This is a genomic window from Dysgonomonas sp. 216 (genome assembly GCF_010501065.1).
Taxonomy (GTDB): Bacteria; Bacteroidota; Bacteroidia; order Bacteroidales; family Dysgonomonadaceae; genus QVMM01.
Genome location: NZ_QVMM01000008.1, coordinates 75,003 through 100,194, shown reverse-complemented (window position 1 = coordinate 100,194; position 25,192 = coordinate 75,003). Strand labels below are relative to the sequence as shown.

The window sequence follows — 25,192 nt, the reverse complement described above, 5'->3', positions numbered from 1 at the left end:
GATAAAGAATACATTTAGAATTTGTATTGTAATCTTAAAGTGAAGAGATTGGCCTTAATATCATCATTAATATTGTTCGATTCTTCAAAATTGTTGAATTCGTAATATGCCTGTAATCTTACATCTTTAGTAGCATCCCATAGAGCTCCTAGTCCGAATGTGTTTTGTGAACGGTCGGTTTTTGAAGTTCCGTTTAAACCTAAGTCGTTACCCGATACATCGGTGTTAGGATCATACCAATCGTATTTTAGTACTGCCAATACCGGCAATTTACCTAAGCTTTGAATTAACATCACATAACCACCATTAAAATCACGGATGTATGTGTTTGCTGGGGAAGCTGGTAAGCTCGAAGAGTTTGGACTTTTCGATGATCCTGCTATTCCCGGTTGCTGACCAAATAAATATTCGGCACGAAGTTGTGTTTGTCCAATAGAGCTTTTATAGCCAATTCGTCCATCTATTCCAAAGTATTCGCGTTTGGCAAACTCGCCTTTGTTAGATTCGTTGTTATCGACTTCAAATCCGTTTCCTTTCATTTTGTAAACGGTTTCAGAACTTTGATAAACGCCTCCATTGTAGTACGAAAATCCTAAACCATAATCAAAGTTTGTACCTATTTTATTTGTGGCGGAAATGTGCCCGATAAAATCTTTCCGGTTATCAGTTTCTTGTTTAATTCCGTTCCCGGCAAACAATCCAGCTTCGAGCTTAATGAAATTCAGAGGAGATTCTTTTTGAGGTTGTAAAATTAGCATTGCGCCCAAATCCCGTTCTTCAGGGAATAAGGTTTGAAAAACAGTCGATCGTTCCGGAGATTCTCTTCTGGATGAAGAATAGCTGATTTCGTAACCAAATGGGCGGTCGAAGATTCCTGCCCGAAGTGCATTCGATTTTGTCCAGGGATCTTTCAGGTTTAGGTAAGCATCTTTAAATCCAATACCTTTTTCTGTAAAGTCTAATTGAAATACAGCAGAAGCGATACCTTCTTCAAATGTGAATTTCACATGTCCTCGGCGTACACCAAGTCTGTTATATGATTCTTCTTTGTCTTCATTTTTAGCACCAACCTTTGTTAAAGCATCTTTTTCGCTGTATTGGAATTGACCTTGGATATATCCCGATATTTTTATTTTGCTGAAAGCTTTTGCCACTTTCTCAAGCTTTTCTGTTCTTTTTTGAAGTTCCTCTAGTTTCTGTGTATTTACGTTTTGGGCCGATATTCCCGTAGAGTTGAATAAACAAATTGCACTTAATGTAAAAAGTTTAGTTTTCATTCGTATTTCTTATATTATTAAATCTGCTGCAAAGCTAAAACCTAGCTTTTTAATTTCGGTTACGAAATTGATAAGATAAAATAATAGTGTTGTTAAGAAGAATAGATGATGTTGGGTAAACTTTTATTTCGATGTAGAGTTTTATACTCTAATCAATATTTGCTATTATATGTTACTCTTCTTTTGCTGTGTCGAGGTATTGTTTCTTAAACATATTAATACAAAGGATAAACAAGGATAGTAAAAGAGGGCCAAATATAACGCCCCAAAATCCGAACAAGGTTAGACCTATAATAACTCCAAATACTGTGACTAAAGGGTGAGTGTCGGCTAATTGTTTTTGAAGTACAAAGCGAATAAGATTATCAACATTTGTTATTATTATTAACGAGTATAAAGCAAGCCCGATTGCAGCTCCCCAGTTCCCCGAAATTCCTAAATATACAGTTAATGGAAACCAAACCAATGATGTCCCTAACAGTGGTATTATAGTTGCAAAACAAGTAAGGAAACCAAATAGTATAGGGTCAGGCACGTCAAATATCATATATCCTATTGTTGCTATTGCTCCTTGTATGATGGCTAATAGAGGAATCCCTATTGCGTTGGATTTAACCATTACTTTAACTTCGTCAACAACCAAACGTTTATTCTTTTTATTAAATGGTAATACGTCGTAAACATAGGCTTCCATAGACCTGTTTCCAATCAGCATAAAGTATAGGATAAATAGCAAAACAATTGCGTTGATAACGAACGAACTTATTTGTCCGAGAAATACTTGTATAAACTTTGTTGCGTACGATGTAAACCGGATTATACTTTGAGAACTAAATGGGTCGTATCCGGTAATATCTTTAATTTTTAATGCAATATTATCAACGAAAGAGAAAATAGCTGCAGGTGCAAAATCTATAGTGCTCATTTTGTTTATAGTGAGCCATATTATCAGGAAGGTTGGAATAAGTATAATCAATATAACCTCCACGATTATGAGTAATGCTGCCAGGCTTTTTCGTAAACCTTTTTTTTCTGTAAGATAATACATTTGGTTTCTTACCAATACATACAGAGTGAAAGCTCCGAGAATACCACTCAGAAATGGAAGTGTTTCCTTAAAAATAACTATACCCAGAATTATAATAAATGTAATGAGAGCATATTTCCAGTATTCGTTTATCGATTTCATTATTATATAGTTTTGGTTAGAATGAATTAATTGTTACAGAATGAAATGTGTAATACTAATTTAACAATAATGCAGATTATTTGTTTTTCAGATATCAGACTTTTTGTATTTGAGTTTATGTAAACTTTAACTAATTGATAAATAGGGGCGAATTTCGATTCGTTCTTTTAATATAGAGTGATAGGCTATATCTATAATTTTTTTATCTTTGCTAACTTAAAATAAACATTGCTTTAGTTTAAATTAGAATAGAATAAATAGTATGTTATCATATATTACTTGGAATTTTGACCCGGAACTAGTCAATATTTTCGGCCACGAGATTCGTTGGTATGGACTGTGTTGGGGAGTTGGAATATTAGCTGCTGCATATATTATACAGAAAATGTATGCGTCGGAAAAACTACCGGAAAAGTGGTTCGATTCGTTGTTTATGTATGTTGTAATAGGTGTAATGATTGGTGCTCGTTTAGGACATTGTCTGTTTTATAATCCGGGATACTATTTGTCTCATCCTATCGAAATACTTAAAGTATGGGAAGGAGGATTAGCCAGTCATGGAGGGGTTATAGGCATTATTATCGCAATATGGCTTTATTCGAGAAAAGTGACGAAAAAAAGTATGCTTTGGACTTTCGATCGTTTGGTTGTAGGAGCTTGTCTTACAGCAACTTTTATTCGTACCGGAAATCTTCTTAATTCTGAGGTTTTCGGAGTACCTACCAATCTGCCTTGGGCCTTTAGGTTTCTTCGCAGTCGCGAGTATATGCATTTAGTTCCCAATATGGATATGGGTTGTCATCCTACTCAAATATATGAGGCATTAGTTTATCTGACATTGTTTGGCTTGTCGATGTGGTTATATTGGAAGACCGATGCTCGTAATCGTCAGGGGCTGATATTAGGAGTGTGTATGATTGGTATATTCCTTTCGCGATTCCTTATAGAATTTCTGAAAAATGTACAAGAACCATTTGAACTCGAAATGAGAGCTACTTATGGCATAGATATGGGGCAGTTACTCAGTATTCCTTTTGTTATATGGGGGATCTGGCTTGTTTGGAATGCATATAGTAAAAATGTATCAGAGTTGCAGACTGCTAAAAAATAAGAATGTTTATATTTAAAACTCAGCCATGTTGAAGCCAATAAAAATAAAAGAAGATCTGTTTTATCTGGGTGTAAATGATAGAACAAAAGCATTGTTCGAAAATTTGTGGACTTTACCCAAAGGTGTATCTTACAATTCTTATCTTATTTGTGATGATAAAACAGCATTAATCGAAACTGTTGATATTTGCTACTCAGACGTGTTTCTCCAAAAATTGGAAACAGCACTGGCCGGAAAGTCGTTAGACTATTTGGTTATTAACCATATGGAACCCGATCATTCCGGATCGATAGGATTGCTTCGGACAAAATATCCGAATGTTCAGATAGTAGGGAACAAGCGAACTATTGAGATGGTTAATGGCTTTTATGGAATAAATGCAGGAACGAATATTATAAATGAAGGAGATCAGCTTTCGTTAGGAAAATATAATCTGGTTTTCTATTTGACGCCTATGGTACATTGGCCAGAGACTATGATGACCTATGAGACAACAGATAAAGTGTTGTTTTCGGGCGATGCATTTGGTACATTTGGCGCTTTAGATGGTGGTATAACTGATGCCCAAATGCATCCGGAAAAATATTTCAACGAAATGGTGAGATATTATTCAAATATTGTCGGGAAATTTGGGTCGCCGGTTCAGAAAGCTTTAGAGAAATTAGCTCCCCTCGATATTAATTATATATGTTCGACTCATGGTCCGATATGGACAATAAAGGAGGAGATAAATCGTGTTGTATCTTTATACGACAAGCTAAGTCGTTACGAAGGTGATAATGGAGTAGTTATCGCTTATGGCAGTATGTATGGAAATACTGAGCAGATGGCCGAAGTTATTGCTACAGAATTAGCTCAACAAGGAGTTAAGGATATTGTTATGCACAATGTATCGAAAAGTTCTCAATCATATATATTACGCGATATTTTTAAATATAAGGGCTTGATAGTTGGCTCGCCTACGTATAACAATAAATTGTTTCCGGAAATCGAGTATTTGTTGTCAAAAATAGAAGGGCGGGATATAAAGAATCGTTATTTTGGATATTTCGGATCATTTACTTGGGCTGGGGCTGCGGTTAAACGTCTTGCTCAATTTGCCGAAGATGTGAAATTTGAAATTGTAGGTACTCCTGTTGAAATGAAACAGGCTATGCAGCCCGATAAATATGAAGAGGCTATTGAATTAGCAAAAGCAATGGCTGAAAAAATTAAGTAAAATAATTCTTTAACATAAACAATTTACGAGATGAAGGGAATAATATTAGCAGGGGGAAGTGCAACCCGACTATATCCGTTATCAAAGGCTATATCTAAGCAAATTATGCCTGTGTATGATAAGCCAATGATATACTATCCACTGTCTACCCTTATGTTGGCAGGTATAAAAGAAGTTTTGGTTATATCTACTCCTCGTGATTTGCCTATGTTTCGCGATTTATTAGGTACAGGCGAAGAATTAGGGATGAAGTTTGACTACATAGTACAAGAAATACCGAATGGTTTAGCGCAGGCTTTTGTTCTAGGCGAAAAATTTCTGGATGGGCAACCCGGATGTTTAATTCTTGGAGATAATATGTTTTACGGACAAAATTTTTCAGCTATGCTTAAGCGTGCAGCTTCAATAGATAAGGGTGCGTGTATATTTGGATATTATGTTAAAGACCCAAGAGCATATGGTGTTGTTGAGTTTGACGGTACAGGAAAGGTTGTTTCGTTGGAAGAAAAACCAGAAAGCCCTAAATCGAATTATGCTGTTCCCGGTTTGTATTTTTATGATCAAACAGTTACAGAAAAAGCTCTTAATCTGAAACCTTCAGCTCGGGGCGAATACGAAATAACCGACCTGAATAAACTGTATTTGGAAGAAGATTCTTTAAAAGTTGAATTGTTTGGGCGTGGTTTTGCTTGGTTAGATACAGGTAATTGCGATAGCTTACTTGAAGCAGGTAACTTTGTTGAAACTATACAAAAAAGACAAGGTTTCTATATTTCGTGTATCGAAGAAATAGCTTGGCGTAACAGGTGGATTGATGATGCACAGCTAAAAACTTTGGGAGAAAAGTTGGATAAAACCAACTATGGAAAATATATATTGAGCTTATTGCAAGATTGATAATTTGACTATATGAAATTTACAGAACAAAAGATAAAAGGAGTTTGGGTTATAGAACCTCAGGTTTTTAACGATGCCCGAGGGTATTTTATGGAATCGTACAAACAGAATTTGTTTGAAGAATATATTGGGGTTGTAAATTTTATTCAGGATAATGAGTCGAAGTCGTCAAGAGGTGTGCTACGAGGGTTGCATTATCAGACAGGCGAATTTGCACAAGCTAAATTAGTCCGGGTAATAAAAGGCGCTGTTTTGGATGTTGCCGTGGATATACGCAAATCGTCCCCAACGTTTGGGCAATATGTGTCGGTAGAATTGACCGAAGATAATAAAAAACAATTATTTGTACCTCGTGGTTTCGCTCACGGTTTCTTAGTGTTGAAAGATGATACTGTGTTTTCTTATAAAGTAGATAATACTTATGCCCCTCAGCACGAAGCATCTATTGTGTGGAATGATTCTGTTGTAAATGTAGATTGGGGTATTGAGGAGAGCGAGTTACTGCTTTCCCCAAAAGACAAATCGGGCAAATTATTAGCCGATGCCATTTTGTTTGAGTAAGTTATGTTCTTGATTTATGTCGCCTCCGGTTCGTAAAAAGAAAAAATACCAAAAGATACCTGTAAAGGGTGTATTTATTGCAGTCTTAATGATCTTATCTATTGGTGCGATTATATACTATTTGAAAGGTCAGTTAAGTAAACAGCCAAATAGTTTTAAAAAGAATGAGTATTTGGTTCGAGGTGTTGATCTCTCGCATCATAATCCGATAATAAACTGGTCGGAATTGCGGGGGCATGGAGTCAGTTTTGTATATATGAAAGCTACGGGTGGGGTAAGCCATAAAGATCGGAATTATGCATATAACTACGAAGCTGTAAAAAAAAGCGGACTAAAAGCAGGGACTTATCATTTTTATTTATTTGCTGCATCGGGTAAGGAACAAGCCAGACATTTTATAAATATTGCAAAATGTGAATCGGGAGATATGTTTCCGGCAATTGATGTAGAACATTCGCAACATAATTTATATAGTAAAGATACTGTATATATAAAACGTGTAGTGGATGAACTAAAAGTTTTGGAAAATGAACTGTATGAATATTATGGTTGCCATCCGTTGATCTATACTAATAAGGAGTGCTATAATCTTTATGTAAAGGATAATTTTCCTTCAAATTATATTTGGATGTGCGATTTACGCGAAGAACCTTCGTATGTGAAAGATTGGGTTATATGGCAATTTTCGCATAAAGGACAACTTGAGGGTGTAGACGGAAACGTCGATTTAAATTATTTCAGATACGCGCATAACGAGTTATATAAATTTTTAATACCTTAGTTGGTGTGAAAAGACTGATTCTATTATTATTGGTTCCTGTTGTATTTTTATTAATATTCTCCTCCTGTTTTTCGGAAGAGAAATTTGAGAATACAAAAAAAGGTAATTTTGAAGCTCTGTGGAAAATAATAGACGAACGTTATTGCTTTTTTGATTATAAAGGTGTTGATTGGTTAGAAGTGCGTGAACGCTATTCGCCTCGCATAACTGAAGATTTAACAAATGATGCCTTTTTCGATATTTTGGCAGAAATGTTAGCCGAATTACGTGATGGACATGTGAATTTGATTGCGAGCCATAATATATCCCGGTATTGGGTGTGGGAGGCCGATTCGGTAAAGGATAATTTTGATGCTAAAATACAAAAGGAATATTTGAAGACTGATTATTTGATTGCAGGATCGTTAAAGTATAAAGTCTTAGAAGATAGTATTGGATATGTATATTATGAGAGTTTTTCCAACGGATTTAGTGAAGCTAATTTAGATCATGTTATTTATCGTTTATATAGATGTAAAGGAATAATAATTGATGTACGGGATAACGGAGGAGGGTTACTTTCGAATGTCGAGAAGTTAGCCTCTCGTTTTTTCGACGAAAAGACACTGGTCGGATACATAATTCATAAAACAGGTAAGGGGCATAACGATTTCTCATCTCCATACAAACGTTATATTGAGTCATCTTACCGAATAAGATATCCACGAAAAGTGGCGGTTTTAACCAATCGGAAATGTTATAGTGCTACAAACGATTTTGTTAATGCTATGGGGTATTCTCCAAATGTAACGATAATCGGAGATAAAACAGGAGGGGGAAGCGGTTTGCCATTTAGTTCGGAATTGCCGAATGGGTGGTCTGTGAGATTCTCAGCATCGCCTATGTTAAATGCAGAAAAAGAACATACTGAATTTGGTATTGATCCGGATATTAAGGTCGATATGACTGGCACAGATATGATTAAGAGTGTGGATACTATAATTGAAGCAGCTCGTAAATATTTATTAGAAAACCAATAAACACGAACTATAAACTTTAAAATTTTAAGTAGATGGAAATTACCTTAATTGCTATTGCTGTTGTAATAATTATTGTTGTAATAATTATCAGTATACGTAACCGCTTGATTGGACTTAAAAACAAAGTGGATTATGCAAATGGTTCTGTTGATGCAATGTTTAAACAACGTTACGATCTTATCCCTAATTTAGTTGCAAGTGTAAAACAATATATGCAACATGAGAGTTCGTTACTTGAAAAACTGATAGAATTACGTTCGCAGGCTCAAAAGCCTAGTCTTACGAGTGAGCAGAAAATTGATATTAATACACAAATAGATCAGGCTCTGAAATCTTTTAATCTTACTGTTGAAAACTATCCTAATCTGAAAGCCAATGAACAGTTTTCAAGATTACAAGCGTCTCTTAACGAATGCGAAGGACAGTTGGCTGCTGCCCGCAGGACATACAATGCAACTGTAATGGATTATAATAATGCTGTAGAGATGTTTCCAACAAGCATATTTGCATCATCAATGGGATACAAAACTAAGCCAATGATAACAGCAACGGCTGTTGAACAACAAAACCCAAGTGTAAAAGATTTATTCTGACATAATACACCTTATGAAAAAGTCTTTGCTAAATGATGTTGATCAGCAAGTAGCAAAAATACTTGTTGATTTGAAAGATATACTCGAACCACTGGAAGTTAAAAGATTAGAAACAAAAAAACGTTTGAGAATATTTTGGATTGCAACATTTGCATCATTTCTGATTCTTGCTGCTTTTGTTTTTTTTGCATATCCATCGCTTCTTTGGGGATATCTGGCTTTGTGTATTATTTTTCCTGTATTATACTTCTTTTGGGTAAATCCGTTGAAAACAACAATGGAAAACGATTTCAATACCGAAGTAGCACCTCTTATTACTTCCGAATTCTTAGTGCGGTCTAAATTTAATATGAGCGGCTATATAAATACCGACGAATACTATAATTCAGATTTATACCGGACATTAGCAGACAAATACTCAGGCTCTAATTTTATTTCGGGAATAATGGGCGATACGTTTCTCCAGTTTTCGAAGCTGCATAGCCAATATAAAACAGAAACCCGGGATAAGAACGGAAACAGAAAAACAACATGGCATACAATATTTGAGGGGGTATTTCTTATTGCCGACAGTAATAAACATTTTGCCGGCGAAACATTTATATTGCCCGATACAGCCGAAAGAATGTTTGGAGGGATAGGACGCTGGATACAGGAAAAATTTGGGACAAAGCAACGGGGCGAACTTGTATATATGGAAGACCCTGTTTTTGAAAAAAAGTTTGTAGTATATGCTACCGATCCTGTTGAGGCCCGATATTTGTTAACTCCAACAATGCAACAGTGTTTTGTTGACCTTGTAAATACCTTTGGAGATAAAAGAGTGCGATCGTCATTTATTGATGGCAAATTATATATTGCTATCTCTGGAAATTTTGACTTGTTTGCTTTCAAAATGAATAAATCGATGGTACAAGAAGATACTATCCGTTATTATGTTAATAATCTTATCCATATTTTATCTGTTGTAGAAATACTGGATCTTAATACCCGTATTTGGGGTAAATGATAAAATTCTCATTTAACGTGTAGTGAAAAGAGTAATTTTACCCATAATGCATTGTGTATTGTAAAATAAACAATATCTTTGCACCCGCTAATAAATAATTATGCATTAATTAAAAATTAACAAACAAGATGGCTACAAAGATCCGTTTACAAAGAAGAGGACGCAAAGACTATCCGTTTTATCAGATAGTAATTGCTGACAGCAGGGCTCCACGCGATGGAAAATTTATTGAAAAGGTTGGTTCGTATAATCCGAATACAAATCCTGCTACAATAACATTAGATTTCGACAGGGCTTTGTATTGGCTACAAGTTGGAGCACAACCAACTGACACTACACGTAACATACTTTCGGGTGAAGGTGTTCTTATGATGAAACACTTACTAGGTGGAGTTAAAAAAGGTGCATTTACAGCAGAAGAAGCTGATAAAAAATTCCAGGCTTGGAAAGAGTCTAAAGAAAAAGCTAATGAGGCTTTTAAAAACAAAAATGCAGCAAAAGCATCGGAAGAAGCTAAGGCTCGTTTTGAGGCTGAAAAAGCAGCAAACAAAGCTAAGGCTGAAGAGGTTGCTAAAAAGAAAGCTGAAACAGCAGTAGCAGAGGCTGAAGCAGAAGTAAGTGCTGCTGAAGTTGTAGAAACTCCTGAAGCTCCGGCAACAGAAGATGCTACACCAGAAACAAATGCTGAATAATTTTTAGTTAAATATAACAGCATAAAAACAGACTGAACTTTCATAGTTCGGTCTGTTTTATTTTATACTAATAGACTAAATATTTTGTTGCTTGTGTAAGTTTAGTATAGATAAATAAGAAGCCCCTTTACTAAATTTATTAGTAAAGGGGCTTTTACTATGATTTTAAAGATCGTAAATAAACTAAATTATTCCGAATCAGCTTCTTCTTCCAGTTTTTTAGCTTGAGCGTCGGCTTCGTCTATTAACTTTTGTCCTTGTTTTTTAGCTTCTTCAACCAGCTTTTTAGCTGCTGTTTGTGCTGCAGCTTTTGCGATCACATTTTTTGAAGCGCTAACTAGTTTTTGGCCTTGTTCATCAGCTGCTTTTACTAACTTATCAGCTGCTTTTTGTGCTTCATCTCTCAGTTTTTGTGCTTGTTTTGCTTTTTCTTCCGAAAGTTTATTAGTAAGTTCTTCTTTCTTGTCGTTTACCGATCCACCTAATAGTTGATTAGCTGCAGCGTCGGCAACATTATTTATTAGAGATTTGGTGTCTATGCCTATTTTCGGATTAGCAAATGTTCCTCCAATAGTTATGCCTACATTATTAATGTAATTGTTAGTTAACGATTTTGGTAGTGTTATTGATCCTGTATAGTTAATAGATTCGTCCAGACTTGTGCTACCTTCCAGTTTTAATAAACCTCCATTACCTACATTAATATTAAAGGGTTTAGTTGTAATTTTTCCGTCTTCAACTTTAAATGGAATGTTCAGATCTTTAGTCGAGAAAGAACTTAATGAAGCACTATTTCCTAATTTTAGAGCTGACGATAATTGAGTAAGAGCTTCTACTCCTTCAATTTTTACATCGTCAGTTTGTAAAACACCATCTCCCGTAAGGGCTCCTAATATTTGTAAAAGGCTTTCTCCCAGAGTAGTATTAAAATTGAGATTCATAGAATAGTTTCCTGATATTTTATCGAAAATAGGAGCGAATCGTTGTATAGCTTCTACTGATTTGAATGTTTCGGCAAACGAAACCTTGTTTAAATTCAACGATAAATTAACTTTAGGCTTAGTTGTGTTTTCGGCAGTACTGTACGAACCTGTTATTTTACCTGTCCCGCCTAAAGCATTTGCGCTGACGTTATTCATTGTAATGGCTCCATTGCGTACAGTTATCGAGCCGTTAACATTAGTCATCTCAATCTTGTCGTAAAGCACTTTATTTAAAGCTGCATTTAATGCAAAATCAATGTTTTTAGGAACAATAAATGCACCAACAGAAGTCGTATCTGTGGTCGAACTTTCTTCTTCGCCTCCCATGAAATCGTTAATATTCAAATAATTCGATTTAATATTTAACTGTCCTTTTAATGTTTGGTCTTTCATTGCATAAGCAATGTAATTCTCCAGGCGTCCGTTTGCAGATAAGTCATTTTGCCCTATTTTTAGGTTAAGTGAGTTTAAGCTGGCATATTTTGGTGTAAACTCAAGACTTATATCATTGATATTTACATCTTGCATCTCAGCCGATTTATATATCATATCTGCAACATTAAGTAAACCTGTTGCAGTAACAGACTCATACTGTTCTTTCTCAATATATGACATACGTGTAGCAATATCAAGGTTGGCTGTAAGTTTTCCGTTGAGTTCTGTTCCTGACTCTAGTGGATATACGTCTTTAATAATTCCGAGATCAATTTTCCCATTCAGATGGGCTTTAAGCGAAGGGTCGCTTATCGGAGTTTGTATATTTAATTTGGCACTGAACGGGTTACCTCCCATATTGAATGAGAATTTACTTATATCAACAATTGTATTATCAAGCGAGCCTCCTTTATTAGTTATAGCAACATCTATGTCAATCTCATTTACCGATTTAGGCAATGAAGGGTATTGAAACATTCCATTATTAATAGCCAATTTTACGTCGAATGCCGGATAATTTGTTTCATCCATTAATCCTTTTATATATGCGTCCAGCGATACAGTACCTGCTGTTTTTACATCTTTAAAGTCGGAAGTGTACATTGCTGGTAATATAGAAAGAATATCCTTAAACTGTGTGTCAGGGGCATTTAGTTTGAGGTCGAATTCCATATCACTTTCGCCAATCATAGCTAACGATCCGTCAATAGATGCTTTTATTTCGTTAAGTTGTATGTTACTTTTATTAAAAGCGAATTTCATGTTTTCCAAATCAGCATTCAAGTCAGCATTAATTATACCTTTAACCTTGTTCATAAAAGGAATACCATCCATCGTGAACGATATTTCTTCTATTGTCGATTCTGTTTTTATAGTAGTGATATCGGCTGTAAAATCGCCCGATAAACTTCCATGCCAGTTTGCTAAAACAGCTTTCATACTAGCCTGTTGGTCATCGTAGGTAATATAGCAGTCGTTTAATGTTACTTTTTGCAGCTTTAGCTGAAAAGATGATTCTTCATCAGGTTCTTCAACTTTGATAGAGTCGGGTTTTACAATATCCCAGTTAACACGACCGTCTTCCAGAACTTTAGCATATATGTGGGCACTGTTAAGTTCTATTTTTGATAATTCGTAATTACCATTAAATAGCGACATTAGGTTCACTGTTGCACTTGCCGATTTCGCTTTTAACAAAGTATCTCCTTTAAAATCAGCGATTCCGCTTACCGATATGTTGTCGAGCGAGAGAGTTGCATTCGGGAAATTAGAAAATAAGTTCAACCCGAAATTGCCTATTCCAAGTTCAGCGTTAAGCTCTTTGTTTGCTGTGTAAACAACAGCGTCTTTTATTTTTCCTTTAAACAGGAATGGTATGCTTATCATCAGTATAAGAATGACTGCGAGAATTATACCTACAATTTTTAATCCTTTCTTCATAATGAGATATTATTTATCTGGGTGAAATTAGTTTGTATTATTTGTTGTTAAGATAAATAACCGGAAATCAGTATTCGTTTCCGCTTGTTTATCATGTAAAATGAACAAGTTTTATTTTTAGATAACTCCCAATTCTTTTCCCACTTTAATAAAAGCATTTATACATTTATTTAAATGTTCTGTTTCGTGAGCTGCCGAAAGTTGTACTCTTATACGGGCTTCTCCTTTTGGTACAACAGGATAGTAGAATCCTGTAACATATATTCCTTCGTTAAGCAGGTTTGTAGCCATATTTTGCGATAGTTTTGCATCATATAGCATAACAGCACATATGGCCGATTGTGTAGGCTTTATATCGAAGCCGGCATCTTTCATCTTAGTGATGAAGTAATCAACATTTTTGTGCAATTTGTTTTGTCTGTCGTTTGTTTCGTTCATCATTTCGAACATGTGTATGCCTGCTCCGGCAACCATTGGAGGTATTGAGTTCGAAAATAGGTACGGACGCGAGCGCTGACGTAACATGCTGATAATTTCTTTATGGCCTGTTGTAAAACCTCCGATTGCACCACCGAAAGCTTTACCTAATGTTCCTGTAATTATATCAACTTTTCCTTTACATTTGTAAAGTTCGGTAACTCCTCGTCCTGTTTTTCCTACAACTCCGGCCGAGTGGCTTTCGTCTACCATAACTAAGGCTTTATATTTATCGGCCAGTTCGAGAATTTTATCAAGTGGAGCAACATTGCCATCCATTGAAAATACTCCGTCGGTCACAATTATGCGAAAACGTTGCGATTGTGCTTCTTTCAGACATTTTTCCAATTCGTTCATATCGGCATTCGAATAACGGTATCTTTTAGCTTTGCACAGGCGCACACCGTCGATGATAGACGCATGGTTCAGGGAATCGGAAATAATTGCATCTTCGTCAGTTAACAACGGCTCGAACACACCTCCGTTGGCATCAAAACATGCTGCATATAGTATTGTATCTTCAGTACCGAAAAATTCTGATATTTTTTCTTCAAGTTGTTTGTGTATATCCTGAGTTCCGCAAATAAATCTGACAGATGACATTCCGTATCCGCGTTCGTCGAGTGATTTTTTAGCTGCTTCAATCAATTCATTATTGTCAGATAACCCCAGATAATTATTTGCACAGAAGTTTAATACTTCTTGTCCCGATTCTATTTTAATAATAGCCCCTTGAGGCGAAGTTATTATTCTTTCGTTTTTGAACAGTCCTTGTTCTTTTATTGAGGATAGTTCTTTTTGAAGAAATTTTTGAAAGTCTCCGTACATAGTTTTAACTGTTTCTGTTTTGAGATATTCGAACCTCCTATTCTGTTTTTTATAAAAACAGAAAGAGGTCTTTAATTTTAGTTTGTTGTAATTTCTCGAATGAAGAATAAATCACAGGCTTTCTAACATTCTCTTTATTACTGTTTGAGCCGATATTTCTCGGTTTGCAGCTTCGGGAATAACTATAGACTGGGGACTTTCAATAATATCGTCAGTAACTATCATATTGCGGCGAACAGGCAGACAGTGCATAAAATAGGCGTTGTTTGTTAAAGCCATTTTCTCTGTCGAAACAGTCCACGACATATCTTTGCTGAGTATCTTTCCGTAGTTTGGATCGGCATAAGCAGCCCAATTCTTGGCATAAATGAAGTCTGCCCCTTCGAATGCTTTATCCTGATTATATTCTATTTTTGCTCCTCTTACAAATTTAGAATCTAACTCGTATCCTTCTGGATGTGTTATTACAAAGTCAACGTTAGCTTCGTTCATAAAGTCGGCAAACGAATTTGGAACAGCTTGGGGAAGAGCACGAGGGTGGGGTGCCCACGTAAGAACAACTTTTGGACGCTCAGTCTTTTTGTATTCTTCTATTGTAATAAGATCGGCAAAGGCTTGTAGAGGATGCCCTGTTGCTGCTTCCATACTGAAAACAGGCTTGCCGGAATATCTGATGAACTGATTTAGAATTTTTTCCTGATAATCGTCCTCTTTATTCTCAAATTGTGCAAAGGCCCGTACTCCTATAATATCGCAATAAGAACCCATAACAGGAATAGCTTCGAGTATATGTTCCGATTTGTCGCCATCCATAATAACGCCACGCTCGGTTTCAAGTTTCCATGCACCTTGGTTTATATCAAGCACCATTGTATTCATGCCCAAGTTCATTCCTGCTTTTTGAGTACTTAAACGAGTGCGTAAGCTAGAGTTAAAGAATACCATCAAGAGAGTTTTATTTTCTCCAAGATGCTTATATGCATAGCGGTTTTTCTTTATTTCCAACGCTTCCTTTATCGCCTGATCTAAGTTGCCAAGGTCTTTTACGTTTGTATATGTTCTCATTACAAAAATATTTTTATTCGTTTATTTATTTCAATAATACAGGCCGTCATTATTCATTTAGGTAGTCTTTTTTATAATTTTTTCGATTATAAACTTTTTTACTTTTATGTATTTTATTAGTTGATACCCATCCTGTTTGGGTTTCTAACTGAATATCTCTATCGGCTTTTTTTACAGCCTTTATATAATCTTTTACCGTGATTTTTGTTTGGGATTTCTTTTTCTTCCTTTTTGCCATTTTGTTTATGATCTGACTTGTCCTTCTCCCTCAATTATCCATTTGTAACTGCACAATTCTTGAAGTCCCATAGGGCCACGAGCATGCATCTTTTGAGTACTGATACCTATCTCTGCACCTAACCCGAATTGAGCACCGTCGGTAAATGCTGTCGATACGTTTGCATATACACAGGCAGCATCAACAAGTTTCTCGAATAATTTTATTGCAGCTTCATCTTCAGATACAATGGCTTCACTATGTTTCGAACTAAACTTATCGATGTGTTTTAGTGCATCACTTATATCATTTACTGTCTTAACAGACATTATATAATCTAAAAATTCGGTGCCATACGACTCTTCTGTAGCCTGTTTTAATAGTTCCTTTGGGTAGTTATCAGAAAGCGACTCGTACGCTGACCGATCGGCATAAATAATAACGTTTTGTTCTTTTAAACGACTACATATGAAAGGAAGGTCATTTAATCTTTCTTTGTCTATAATAAGACAATCGAGCGAGTTACAAACACTTACTCTTCGTGTTTTGGCGTTGTATACCATTCTTTCGCCTTTTTCCTTATCTCCATTTTTATGAAAATATGTGTGGCAAACTCCGGCTCCGGTTTCAATTGTAGGTATCAACGAATTACTACGGACAAAGTCGATGAGCGATTTGCTTCCACGTGGAATAATCAAATCTACATAGTCCCTTGCTTTTAATAGTTCAGCTGTCGCTTCACGATCGGCCGGCAATAGAATACATACATTCGGATTTATGTTGTGTTGGTCTAGAACTTCACGAATTATGCCTACAATGGCTTCGTTTGAGAAACGTGCATCTGATCCCCCCTTAAGTAAACATACATTCTGAGTTTTAAAACACAGCGAAAATATATCGAAACTAACATTCGGACGAGCTTCATATATTATTCCTATTACACCAAAGGGAACAAGTTCTTTTTTTATCAGCATGCCATTTTCGTGTCTGTTCTCGGATAAAATGTTACCCACAGGAGACGAAAGTTTAGCAACATTACGTATGTCGTTTATAATGCCTCGTATGCGTTCTTCTGTTAGCAAGAGTCTGTCGTACATAGGATTGTCTTTGTCCATGCGTTGCAAGTCTTTCTGGTTCTCGGAAAGAATGTGGTGCATTTTCAATTCAGTTTCTTTTGCTACGGCTTCCAGAATTTCGTTAATCGTATTTTCTTCTAACATGTTTAGCGATATGCGAGAGTCGCGGGCTGCCTGAAAAAGGCTCTGATAATCGTCCATAGTTTTATTTTTCTATATAAAGGTAGTCGTAATGTATTACGGGTTTTACTTTCTTTTTACCAATCAGTTGTATAGTTTTTTCACTGTTGTATGAAGATTTTCCAATTCCTAGTTGAGTGCCATCTTCACTCATTATTCTTACAATGTCGTCCTCTTCAAAATCTCCCACAACTTTTGTTATTCCTATGGGTAATAAGCTGATGGCTTTGTCTCCGAGCAATGCCTCACTTGCACATTTATTAATGTAGATTTCGCCTTTAGCAAAACCTTCGGAATGTGCTATCCATTTTTTTACGCTCGATACTTTTTTATTTACAGGAATAAAGCGGGTAAACTCAATACTCTGAGGAGAGTTTATTAAATCGATAAGAATATTTTCTTTTTTACCATTGGCTATAATAACTTCAATGCCCTCTTCGGCTACTTTACGGGCAATGTTGTATTTTGTTTGCATACCTCCACGTCCGGCCGATGATTTTGAAGTCTGAATGTAATCATCTATACAGTCTTTATGAGTGTCAATTTCTTTGATTACTTCCGATTCGGGAGACGATGGGTTTCCGTTATATATTCCGTTAATATTGCTAAGAATAATTAACTGTTGGCTATTCATCATAGCAGCAACTAACCCCGAAAGTTCGTCGTTATCGGTAAACATTAATTCGTTAACCGATATTGCATCGTTTTCGTTGATAATAGGGGTTACATTATTATCTAGCATTACTTCCATACAGTTGCGTTGGTTTAGATAGTGCCGACGGGTCGAAAAGTCTTCTTTTGTGGCTAGTATCTGTCCGCAAACCGATTTATGTTGATGAAATAGGGTGTAATAGTGATTTATGAGCTTTACCTGCCCGATAGCCGAATATAACTGGCGTGAAGAAATTATATCGAGTTTCGATTGGGTTTTTATCTCACTTTTACCTGCCGCTACAGCTCCCGATGAAACGAGAACAACCTCAACGCCCGATTTTTTTAACTCAACGATCTGATCCACTAACGCCGACATGCGAGTAACATCAAGAGTTCCGTCTTTACGGGTAAGCACATTACTGCCTATTTTTACAACTATACGTATGTTTTTTTTCTTAGTTACCACAATAATAGGTTTGTTGTAGAAAATGTTTAAGACAAAGTTAATAAAATAAACATTTTGTTTAGAAAACCGACAATAATTTTTCAAGTTTAGCCGGAGTCAGTATTTCATTTGTTTTAAATATTCCGTTTATAAATACGCTGTAAGTTGTAACAGGACAAAAATGAGACTGTGCTTCTTCTTTGCTTGTTATTAAATGTGTACGTACAGGAATATCTGATGCTAAAATAACGGGCTTCAATATTTCAATATATGGAACAGAAAAGGGGCATTGTGGGGTGTAAAATATATCTATCCCTTTTATATCTCTGGGCATCCCTTGTTTAGCAGTTTCGCTAAAGTGGGGTAGAGGAGCTTTGTTATTAAAACGTTTTATCAATAATTCAAAATAGGGCGGGGCTGTGTCACAAACCTCATATCCTTGCTTTAAGAAAAAAGACTTATCGGATAAGAACGGTTTTTTCTTGTTTCCTACAATAACGACAATGCCGTCTACATTGTTAATTTTAGCATCATTTTCGCATTCATCCAGAAGGGCTTTACCGTAACCTTTTCCTTTGTAGCTACCCGACACCCAATGGCAATTTATTATATAATAATTTTTTCCTAGAACAGGTACCCATGCGTTTTCTATAGGTATATATTCGATAAAAACCTTACCTCTAGCATCTAACTTTTTGAAGCGTAAGCCATCTTTGAAACGTTTATTTAACCATTCTTTTTTTGCCAAAACGCCGCTGTTGCTGGTTTTGCTGTCGAGCGCACAACAGATATGTTCTGTTGCAATATTTTCTTCATTCAGGTTGATAATATTCATAAGGTGTAATTTTAGATGTACAAGATAAGGTTCAGTCTGTTATTTATTAGAAAGGATAACCTACAGCTATGTGCCAAGCAGTATTCCTTCCTAAACTTAATGGAGAATTAAAGGTAGGCCATCTATTTGTTTCGTAGTGATCTAGTACTTTTTCTCCATCCTCCATCTTATAAATAGGATTTTTAGTTGGGTCGTATATTTTCCATCCCCAATCTAAACGAATAAGAACGTATTCGAGATCGAGTCGTAGTCCTATTCCCCAAGAAGCAGCAATCTCTTTGTAAGCTCTGTCTAATTTAAATTCGCCGTTTTCCTGATTTTTATATTTTTTTACAGTCCAAATGTTTCCTGCATCGATAAAGGATGCGAGTTCGAATTTCCAAAAAACTTTACTTCGGTATTCAATATTTGCATCAAAACGTATATCGCCCGAATGATTATAGAAATTATTTATTGTATCGCCAAACGATCCGGGTCCTAACTCTCTGACACCCCATCCCCTGACGCTATTTGCTCCTCCCGAGAAAAAACGTTTTTGAATTGGTACTTCTTTATTGTTTCCATAAGGAAAAGCTAAGCCGCCTCCAATACGCCAAGCTATTGCATTTTTTTCGTCGATAGGTATTGTTTGGCTGTAATCTATGTTTAATCGGGCATATTGGGCAAAACGTGTTCCGAATATTGTTCTCGAACCAATTTCGTCTTTAGGACTGTTTGCTAAATTGCCTATTAATGACAATAGGTTTCCGGCTGTTTCTACTTGTCCTCTAAACGAATAAACCGGTTGCAGAGTTCTTCGCGACGGATTATAGTTTGTGTTTGAATATGTGTATCCGGTACTTAATATAAACTGATCGGTAAAACTATAGATGCGAGCAGCCGGAGTAAGTTTTTCAATAAAATCTTTACTTAGTTCAGGAATCCTGACATAACTTACTTCAACAAGGTCGAATGTGTGTTTTACCGAACTGTTCCGCCTATTATTCCATAAGTATTTAACTCCGGACGAAAGGATAGTTCGTGAAAAATAATCGGGGCGGCGCTGATATGTATAATTTGCCGTGAATTGGGTAGAAGCATTAAGCCTGCGTCGTAAATCCTTTTGAAGGAATGGGAACATAAAACGAGGGAAGGTAACAGATGTTTCGGCTCCTATTTCGAAGTAATTTTTTGCGAAATTCGAAAAATCGAATGATATGGCTTCGTAACCCCCTTGTAATTTAACATTGAATAGTTCGGAACCTTTAAATATGTTTCGGTGCAGATATCCTATGCTACTTCCAACGCCAAAACGTCCTCCGGAGTTTGTTCCTTCAATTTCTGTAGATATTCCCTGTTTTTTGTCGGGAATACATGTTATAATACATTTAAGTTTAGTTGAATCGTTTTCGTTTAATAGCTCGTATTTTATATTTATATTTTTTAATATGTGTAAACGGGCTAACGAATTGTATGTTTGCGATGTTGCATTTTCGTTATACAATGCATCGGGTGAAATAAAATTATTGTCGAGTATTATGTGTGGTTTTATATACTTCCCTCTTATCCCATAATAAATTTTAAATTTTCCATCATTTCTTTCTACGGTTTCAGTTGGACGATAGTCTGTTAAATAGCCATCGGTCAGCGGATTGTAGTCTACATAGAAGTCAACTTCTTTAACTATATATTGTTGGTGCTGCATTTCCGTGATATTGCCACTTTCTGCCCGTTGAGTAAAGGGGTATATGGTAAGTTCCAGATTAACTTTATCTTTACCTCCAGTGATAGTATCGGCTACAAAACCAATATATTCTCGATTAAAATCGTAATAACCAAATCTGCGGAACAATGATGATATGCGTGCTCTTTCGTCATCTAAGACGTTCAGATCGAATTTAGCTTGGGATTTAACCAGCGTGTTCCATTTTAAAATACGGTTTAAGTTAAGGATAGTTGAGTCCGCTCTAAAACGAGGATCGTTATGAAGTATTCCGAAGGGCTTATTGTTATTAAATAAAGAATCGGGTATATTAACCTCATACTCTTTTATTTTATATGGTTCGCCGGCTTCTATGTTATATTTTATTTTTACCCTATTGTTTTTGATAAAAACTTCGTCTGTTACTTTCGCATGAACATAACCTTTGTTTTTTAAAACTTGGGTCAAATTATCAGCCGATTTGTATACAAGTGTGCTGTCGAATATGACCGGAGGTTCGCCTCCGCTGCGTAATATTTTATTTATCCATTTGGTCGAATCGCGCCCAGATAAGTTATATATAAATAATGGTAGCCTAAATATTGCAAATGTTTTATAATTCGCTTTTTGGGCAAGGTAAGTCTCCATGTCCATAGGAGTAATATCTTTGGTATCGCTTGTAATACTTACATTTTCGAGCCAATATTCGCCTTTGGGTACAAATTTAGTAGAGCTGCAAGAGCTCAAATAAATACAGAATATGATTATTGTTGAAAAAAGGGAAAATAACTTCAATCTCATTTATAATAGCATTACCAAAAAGGATGGAGTATTTTTTATAAAATGCAAATTTATGATTTTAATTGTTTCTTTTGTAGATTTGTTTCAAAATTAATGTGAATGGCACTTACTAAAAATAGAATTAAACATATTCAATCGTTAAAAGATAAGAAACACCGTATCGAACACAAAACATTTGTAGCAGAAGGCGATAAAATGGTTGCCGAACTAATAGGCAAAATAAAGTGCCAATTGTTGCTCGTTACAGATGATTTTATTTTAGGTAAAGACTTGTCGTCTGTTGAAGAGGTTATTGTTGTGGATAATAGTGATTTGGCAAAAGCCAGTTTTTTGAAAACACCACAAAATGTATTAGGTGTGTTTTATCAGCCTGAAAATGAAATAAATCCGGAAGAGTTGAAATCAACGTTGAGTATGGCGCTCGATGGCGTACAAGATCCGGGTAATATGGGTACTATTGTTCGGTTATGCGATTGGTATGGTATAGAAAATATCTTTTGTTCTAAAGATTGTGCTGATATATATAATCCAAAAACAGTTCAGGCTACAATGGGAGCTATCTCTCGGGTAAAAATACATTATTTGGATCTCGAATATTTTTTGTCAGAATATGCAACGGATATTCCTGTTTATGGGACACTGTTAGATGGAAATAATATGTATACCGAAAGCTTATCTGAAAACGGAATTATAATTATGGGGAACGAAGGCAATGGTATCAGGCCGGAAATTCAACGCATGATAACTCACAAATTATTTATACCAAACTACCCGGCTACTCGTGAAACGTCAGAATCGTTAAATGTTGCCATAGCTACAGCTATAATATGTGCAGAGTTTAGGCGCCGCAGTTGAAAAGAGACGTAATTGTTTACTTCGTATGTTTTGCTCGAAGAATAAACTAATTGTACATTTGTATTTAACAAATCGGGGAAACGATGATTAAAATAGAAAATATAACTAAAAGTTTTGGTAATCTACAGGTTCTCAAAGGGATTAATCTTTCAGTTAATAAAGGGGAGGTTATATCTATAGTAGGAGCAAGTGGTGCAGGAAAAACAACATTGTTACAGATAATAGGGACATTAGACAAAGCTGATTCGGGTTCGATATTTATAAATAACCAAAATGTATCGAAACTGAATGATAGCCGACTATCTGATTTCAGAAATAAGAATATAGGGTTTGTATTTCAGTTTCATCAATTATTACCGGAGTTTACAGCATTAGAAAATGTGATGATTCCGGCGTTAATTGCAAAAACGAAAGAGTCTGATGCTAAAAAACGGGCTAAAGATTTATTAGAAATGTTGGGATTATCAGCCCGCAAGGATCATAAACCGAGCGAATTGTCGGGTGGCGAAAATCAGAGGGTTGCAGTTGCCCGGGCTTTGATGAACAACCCATCAGTAATTTTAGCGGATGAACCATCAGGGAGTCTAGACTCAGAAAATAAGGAAGAATTGCATCGTTTGTTTTTTGATTTAAGAAATAGGCTAGGGCAAACTTTTGTAATTGTAACACACGATGAAGGTTTAGCCAATATTACCGACAGGACTATACATATGAAAGACGGAATGATTGTGTAAAGCGAAGATTAAGAAGAAATAATTTTGACAATATGAATATTAAAACATTTATAGTTATGGCCTTAGGAGTTGGGCTTGTTTCGTGTGGCTCGGGACCAGAAACAAACAAAGACGAAGAAAAAGCTATTCTTATAGGGAAATCGGATATCCGTGTTAAAGACGGAATAATGACACCGGAGGTGCTGTATAGTTTTGGAAGGGTAAGTGATGTACAAGTAGCTCCCGATAATTCTACTATACTGTATGGCGTTACTTATGTTAGCATCGATCAGAATAAAACTAACAGGGAATTGTTTACGATGAATGTTGATGGTTCCAATAAAAAACAGATTACTTCTACTCCTAAAAGTGAGAATAATACTGTTTGGGTTAAAAATGGTAATAAAATTGCATTTCTGAGTTCCGAAAGTGGTTCTTCTCAAATATGGGAGATGAATGCAGATGGGTCGGGTCGTGTACAGATAAGTGAAGTGGAGGGTGGCATAGATGGATTTTGTTATTCGCCAGACGAAACAAAAATCTTGTATTTTGCAAACGTAAAATATGGAAAGCGTACAGTTGATTTGTATCCCGATTTACCTGAAGCATCAGGACGTATTATTGACGATTTGATGTATAAACATTGGTCGGAATGGGTGGAAGAGATTCCTCATCCGTTTGTAGCTGATTATGATGGTACAAAGCTATCGGGTATTGTAGATCTTCTAGAGGGAGAGCCTTACGAATCGCCTATGTTACCTTTGGGAGGTATGGAACAATTGACATGGAGTCCTGATAGCAAAGTTGTAGCTTATACTTGTCGTAAAAAGGTCGGATTAGAATACTCTTTGTCTACAAATTCTGATATATATTTATATAACATAGAATCGAAAGAGACCCGAAACCTGACAGAAGGTATGATGGGATATGATGTGAATCCTCTTTTTTCGCCAAACGGAAAATATATTGCATGGCAAAGCATGGAGCGTGAAGGCTATGAGTCGGATAAGAATCGCTTGTTTGTGATGGATTTGTCAACAGGAGAGAAGACATATGTAACAGATCGTTTTGATTATAATGTTGATTTTATGTCTTGGGATAGCGACAATCAAAGTCTTTATATCGTGTCGTGTGTTGAGGCTAAGACGCAAATATTCAGAGCGTATATACATACCAGTGAGATAAAACAGATTACGAATGGTGTACACGATTATGAATCGTTTGCTATAGCCGGAGATAAATTAATAGCATTACGTCATTCATTGTCGAAACCAAATGAGGTTTATTCGGTAAATCTGGCGAACGGAGAGGCTACGGAATTAAGTTTTGAGAATAAGCATATTCTTGATCAGGTAATAATGGGAAAAGTAGAAGAACGTTGGATAACAACAACTGATAATAAAAAGATGCTAACGTGGGTTGTGTACCCTCCCAATTTCGATCCGAATAAAAAGTATCCCGCATTGTTATATTGTCAAGGAGGTCCTCAGAATACAGTAAGTCAATTTTGGTCGTACAGATGGAATCTTCAAATGATGGCAGCTAATGGTTATATTATTGTGGCTCCTAACAGACGAGGACTACCCGGATTTGGTCAGGAATGGCTTGAACAGATAAGTGGAGACTATGGAGGGCAGAACATGAAGGACTATCTTTCGGCTATTGATGCTGTATCAAAAGAGTCGTTTGTTGATGCAGATAAACTGGGTTGTACAGGGGCTAGTTATGGAGGATTTTCTGTTTATTGGTTAGCTGGTAACCATAATAAACGCTTCAAGGCTTTCCTTGCGCATGCCGGTATTTTTAACTTAGAGGCTCAGTACTTAGAAACAGAAGAAATGTGGTTTGCTAATTGGGATATGGGAGGTTCGTATTGGGATAGAAATAATTCTATTGCGCAACGTACATATTCTAATTCGCCACACAAGTTTGTTGACAAATGGGATACTCCAATAATGGTTACTCATGGCGAGTTGGATTTTCGTATCTTAGCGTCGCAAGGTATGATGGCATTTAATGCCGCTAAATTAAGAGGTATACCTGCTCGCATGTTAATTTATCCGAATGAGAATCATTGGATATCGCAGCCTCAGAACGGAATATTGTTTCAGAGAGAGTTTGCCCGTTGGTTTGGTATTCATTTGAAGTAAAAGGAGAAA

The 25,192-nt window shown here is 36.0% G+C and carries 22 protein-coding genes; 12 read left to right on the top strand and 10 right to left on the bottom strand.

Features of this window, described 5'->3' with window-relative positions; genetic code table 11:
• Positions 1-14: 14 nt before the first annotated feature.
• Together D0T53_RS06645 and D0T53_RS06640 are read right to left on the bottom strand one after the other, a co-directional pair.
• A complete protein-coding gene (locus tag D0T53_RS06645; protein ID WP_163266328.1) occupies positions 15-1,277 on the bottom strand; it encodes a hypothetical protein in 1,263 nt (420 codons plus the stop codon).
• Between the two features lie 172 nt (positions 1,278-1,449).
• A complete protein-coding gene (locus D0T53_RS06640) occupies positions 1,450-2,466 on the bottom strand; it encodes an AI-2E family transporter (RefSeq protein ID WP_163266326.1) in 1,017 nt (338 codons plus the stop codon).
• 262 nt (positions 2,467-2,728) lie between these two features.
• Between D0T53_RS06640 and lgt the strand changes: the two genes are divergently transcribed.
• The 9 genes from lgt to D0T53_RS06595 all read left to right on the top strand — a co-directional run bounded on the left by lgt (position 2,729) and on the right by D0T53_RS06595 (position 10,348).
• Positions 2,729-3,577 (top strand): prolipoprotein diacylglyceryl transferase, encoded by an 849-nt coding sequence (gene lgt / locus D0T53_RS06635; RefSeq protein WP_163266324.1) that lies wholly within the window; start codon positions 2,729-2,731, stop codon positions 3,575-3,577.
• Positions 3,578-3,602: 25 nt separating this feature from the next.
• Positions 3,603-4,796 (top strand): FprA family A-type flavoprotein, encoded by a 1,194-nt coding sequence (locus D0T53_RS06630; RefSeq protein WP_163266322.1) that lies wholly within the window; start codon positions 3,603-3,605, stop codon positions 4,794-4,796.
• A gap of 30 nt (positions 4,797-4,826) precedes the next feature.
• Positions 4,827-5,693 (top strand): glucose-1-phosphate thymidylyltransferase RfbA, encoded by an 867-nt coding sequence (gene rfbA, locus D0T53_RS06625; RefSeq protein ID WP_163266320.1) that lies wholly within the window; start codon positions 4,827-4,829, stop codon positions 5,691-5,693.
• A gap of 12 nt (positions 5,694-5,705) precedes the next feature.
• The gene (gene rfbC / locus D0T53_RS06620) at positions 5,706-6,254 is read left to right on the top strand and encodes a dTDP-4-dehydrorhamnose 3,5-epimerase (RefSeq protein ID WP_163266318.1); all 549 of its coding nucleotides are present in this window, start codon (positions 5,706-5,708) and stop codon (positions 6,252-6,254) included.
• 16 nt (positions 6,255-6,270) lie between these two features.
• Complete coding sequence (locus D0T53_RS06615; protein WP_163266316.1) at positions 6,271-7,035, top strand: glycoside hydrolase family 25 protein; 765 nt, start codon at positions 6,271-6,273, stop codon at positions 7,033-7,035.
• A 5-nt stretch (positions 7,036-7,040) separates the two neighbouring features.
• On the top strand, positions 7,041-8,054 hold the full coding sequence (locus tag D0T53_RS06610; RefSeq protein WP_163266314.1) for a S41 family peptidase: 1,014 nt from the start codon (positions 7,041-7,043) through the stop codon (positions 8,052-8,054).
• A gap of 32 nt (positions 8,055-8,086) precedes the next feature.
• Positions 8,087-8,647 carry a LemA family protein gene (locus D0T53_RS06605; RefSeq protein ID WP_163266312.1) on the top strand — a complete coding sequence of 187 codons (561 nt, stop codon included), beginning with the start codon at positions 8,087-8,089 and terminating at the stop codon, positions 8,645-8,647.
• Between the two features lie 13 nt (positions 8,648-8,660).
• Positions 8,661-9,656, top strand: coding sequence for a DUF3137 domain-containing protein (locus tag D0T53_RS06600; RefSeq protein ID WP_163266310.1), 996 nt, complete (start codon positions 8,661-8,663; stop codon positions 9,654-9,656).
• Positions 9,657-9,784: 128 nt separating this feature from the next.
• A complete protein-coding gene (locus D0T53_RS06595; RefSeq protein ID WP_163266308.1) occupies positions 9,785-10,348 on the top strand; it encodes a 30S ribosomal protein S16 in 564 nt (187 codons plus the stop codon).
• 188 nt (positions 10,349-10,536) lie between these two features.
• Here the strand turns inward: D0T53_RS06595 and D0T53_RS06590 are convergent, their stop codons facing one another.
• The 8 genes from D0T53_RS06590 to D0T53_RS06555 form a co-directional block, all read right to left on the bottom strand.
• Positions 10,537-13,206 carry an AsmA-like C-terminal region-containing protein gene (locus D0T53_RS06590; RefSeq protein WP_163266306.1) on the bottom strand — a complete coding sequence of 890 codons (2,670 nt, stop codon included), beginning with the start codon at positions 13,204-13,206 and terminating at the stop codon, positions 10,537-10,539.
• A 117-nt stretch (positions 13,207-13,323) separates the two neighbouring features.
• Positions 13,324-14,511 (bottom strand): glycine C-acetyltransferase, encoded by a 1,188-nt coding sequence (gene kbl, locus D0T53_RS06585; protein WP_163266304.1) that lies wholly within the window; start codon positions 14,509-14,511, stop codon positions 13,324-13,326.
• A gap of 111 nt (positions 14,512-14,622) precedes the next feature.
• On the bottom strand, positions 14,623-15,576 hold the full coding sequence (locus D0T53_RS06580; protein ID WP_163266302.1) for an N-acetylornithine carbamoyltransferase: 954 nt from the start codon (positions 15,574-15,576) through the stop codon (positions 14,623-14,625).
• Between the two features lie 49 nt (positions 15,577-15,625).
• Positions 15,626-15,814 (bottom strand): hypothetical protein, encoded by a 189-nt coding sequence (locus D0T53_RS06575; protein ID WP_163266300.1) that lies wholly within the window; start codon positions 15,812-15,814, stop codon positions 15,626-15,628.
• A 5-nt stretch (positions 15,815-15,819) separates the two neighbouring features.
• Positions 15,820-17,070, bottom strand: coding sequence for a glutamate-5-semialdehyde dehydrogenase (locus D0T53_RS06570; RefSeq protein ID WP_163266298.1), 1,251 nt, complete (start codon positions 17,068-17,070; stop codon positions 15,820-15,822).
• Between the two features lie 4 nt (positions 17,071-17,074).
• Positions 17,075-18,169 (bottom strand): glutamate 5-kinase, encoded by a 1,095-nt coding sequence (gene proB, locus D0T53_RS06565; RefSeq protein WP_163266296.1) that lies wholly within the window; start codon positions 18,167-18,169, stop codon positions 17,075-17,077.
• Positions 18,170-18,227: 58 nt separating this feature from the next.
• A complete protein-coding gene (locus tag D0T53_RS06560; RefSeq protein ID WP_163266294.1) occupies positions 18,228-18,983 on the bottom strand; it encodes a GNAT family N-acetyltransferase in 756 nt (251 codons plus the stop codon).
• 46 nt (positions 18,984-19,029) lie between these two features.
• Positions 19,030-21,411 carry a BamA/TamA family outer membrane protein gene (locus D0T53_RS06555; RefSeq protein ID WP_255489406.1) on the bottom strand — a complete coding sequence of 794 codons (2,382 nt, stop codon included), beginning with the start codon at positions 21,409-21,411 and terminating at the stop codon, positions 19,030-19,032.
• Between the two features lie 153 nt (positions 21,412-21,564).
• Here D0T53_RS06555 and D0T53_RS06550 point away from each other — a divergent pair, with 153 nt between their 5' ends.
• From D0T53_RS06550 to D0T53_RS06540, 3 genes are all read left to right on the top strand, one after another.
• Entirely contained in the window at positions 21,565-22,320 is a 756-nt protein-coding gene (locus D0T53_RS06550) for an RNA methyltransferase (protein WP_163266291.1), read from the top strand.
• Between the two features lie 83 nt (positions 22,321-22,403).
• A complete protein-coding gene (locus D0T53_RS06545) occupies positions 22,404-23,054 on the top strand; it encodes an ABC transporter ATP-binding protein (protein ID WP_163266289.1) in 651 nt (216 codons plus the stop codon).
• A gap of 32 nt (positions 23,055-23,086) precedes the next feature.
• Positions 23,087-25,183: a S9 family peptidase gene (locus D0T53_RS06540; protein WP_163266287.1), complete on the top strand. Its 2,097-nt coding sequence runs from the start codon at positions 23,087-23,089 to the stop codon at positions 25,181-25,183.
• Positions 25,184-25,192: the final 9 nt, after the last annotated feature.

What these genes read in the sequence shown, in the direction of transcription:
- rfbA (WP_163266320.1), top strand. Translation starts at nt 4,827, where the DNA reads ATGAAGGGAATAATATTAGCAGGGGGAAGTGCAACCCGACTATATCCG.
- D0T53_RS06590 (WP_163266306.1), bottom strand. Translation starts at nt 13,206, where the DNA reads ATGAAGAAAGGATTAAAAATTGTAGGTATAATTCTCGCAGTCATTCTT.
- D0T53_RS06550 (WP_163266291.1), top strand. Translation starts at nt 21,565, where the DNA reads ATGGCACTTACTAAAAATAGAATTAAACATATTCAATCGTTAAAAGAT.
- kbl (WP_163266304.1), bottom strand. Translation starts at nt 14,511, where the DNA reads ATGTACGGAGACTTTCAAAAATTTCTTCAAAAAGAACTATCCTCAATA.
- D0T53_RS06645 (WP_163266328.1), bottom strand. Translation starts at nt 1,277, where the DNA reads ATGAAAACTAAACTTTTTACATTAAGTGCAATTTGTTTATTCAACTCT.
- D0T53_RS06545 (WP_163266289.1), top strand. Translation starts at nt 22,404, where the DNA reads ATGATTAAAATAGAAAATATAACTAAAAGTTTTGGTAATCTACAGGTT.
- D0T53_RS06575 (WP_163266300.1), bottom strand. Translation starts at nt 15,814, where the DNA reads ATGGCAAAAAGGAAGAAAAAGAAATCCCAAACAAAAATCACGGTAAAA.
- D0T53_RS06640 (WP_163266326.1), bottom strand. Translation starts at nt 2,466, where the DNA reads ATGAAATCGATAAACGAATACTGGAAATATGCTCTCATTACATTTATT.
- D0T53_RS06615 (WP_163266316.1), top strand. Translation starts at nt 6,271, where the DNA reads ATGTCGCCTCCGGTTCGTAAAAAGAAAAAATACCAAAAGATACCTGTA.
- D0T53_RS06630 (WP_163266322.1), top strand. Translation starts at nt 3,603, where the DNA reads ATGTTGAAGCCAATAAAAATAAAAGAAGATCTGTTTTATCTGGGTGTA.
- lgt (WP_163266324.1), top strand. Translation starts at nt 2,729, where the DNA reads ATGTTATCATATATTACTTGGAATTTTGACCCGGAACTAGTCAATATT.
- D0T53_RS06560 (WP_163266294.1), bottom strand. Translation starts at nt 18,983, where the DNA reads ATGAATATTATCAACCTGAATGAAGAAAATATTGCAACAGAACATATC.
- D0T53_RS06540 (WP_163266287.1), top strand. Translation starts at nt 23,087, where the DNA reads ATGAATATTAAAACATTTATAGTTATGGCCTTAGGAGTTGGGCTTGTT.
- D0T53_RS06595 (WP_163266308.1), top strand. Translation starts at nt 9,785, where the DNA reads ATGGCTACAAAGATCCGTTTACAAAGAAGAGGACGCAAAGACTATCCG.
- D0T53_RS06570 (WP_163266298.1), bottom strand. Translation starts at nt 17,070, where the DNA reads ATGGACGATTATCAGAGCCTTTTTCAGGCAGCCCGCGACTCTCGCATA.
- D0T53_RS06580 (WP_163266302.1), bottom strand. Translation starts at nt 15,576, where the DNA reads ATGAGAACATATACAAACGTAAAAGACCTTGGCAACTTAGATCAGGCG.
- D0T53_RS06605 (WP_163266312.1), top strand. Translation starts at nt 8,087, where the DNA reads ATGGAAATTACCTTAATTGCTATTGCTGTTGTAATAATTATTGTTGTA.
- rfbC (WP_163266318.1), top strand. Translation starts at nt 5,706, where the DNA reads ATGAAATTTACAGAACAAAAGATAAAAGGAGTTTGGGTTATAGAACCT.
- D0T53_RS06600 (WP_163266310.1), top strand. Translation starts at nt 8,661, where the DNA reads ATGAAAAAGTCTTTGCTAAATGATGTTGATCAGCAAGTAGCAAAAATA.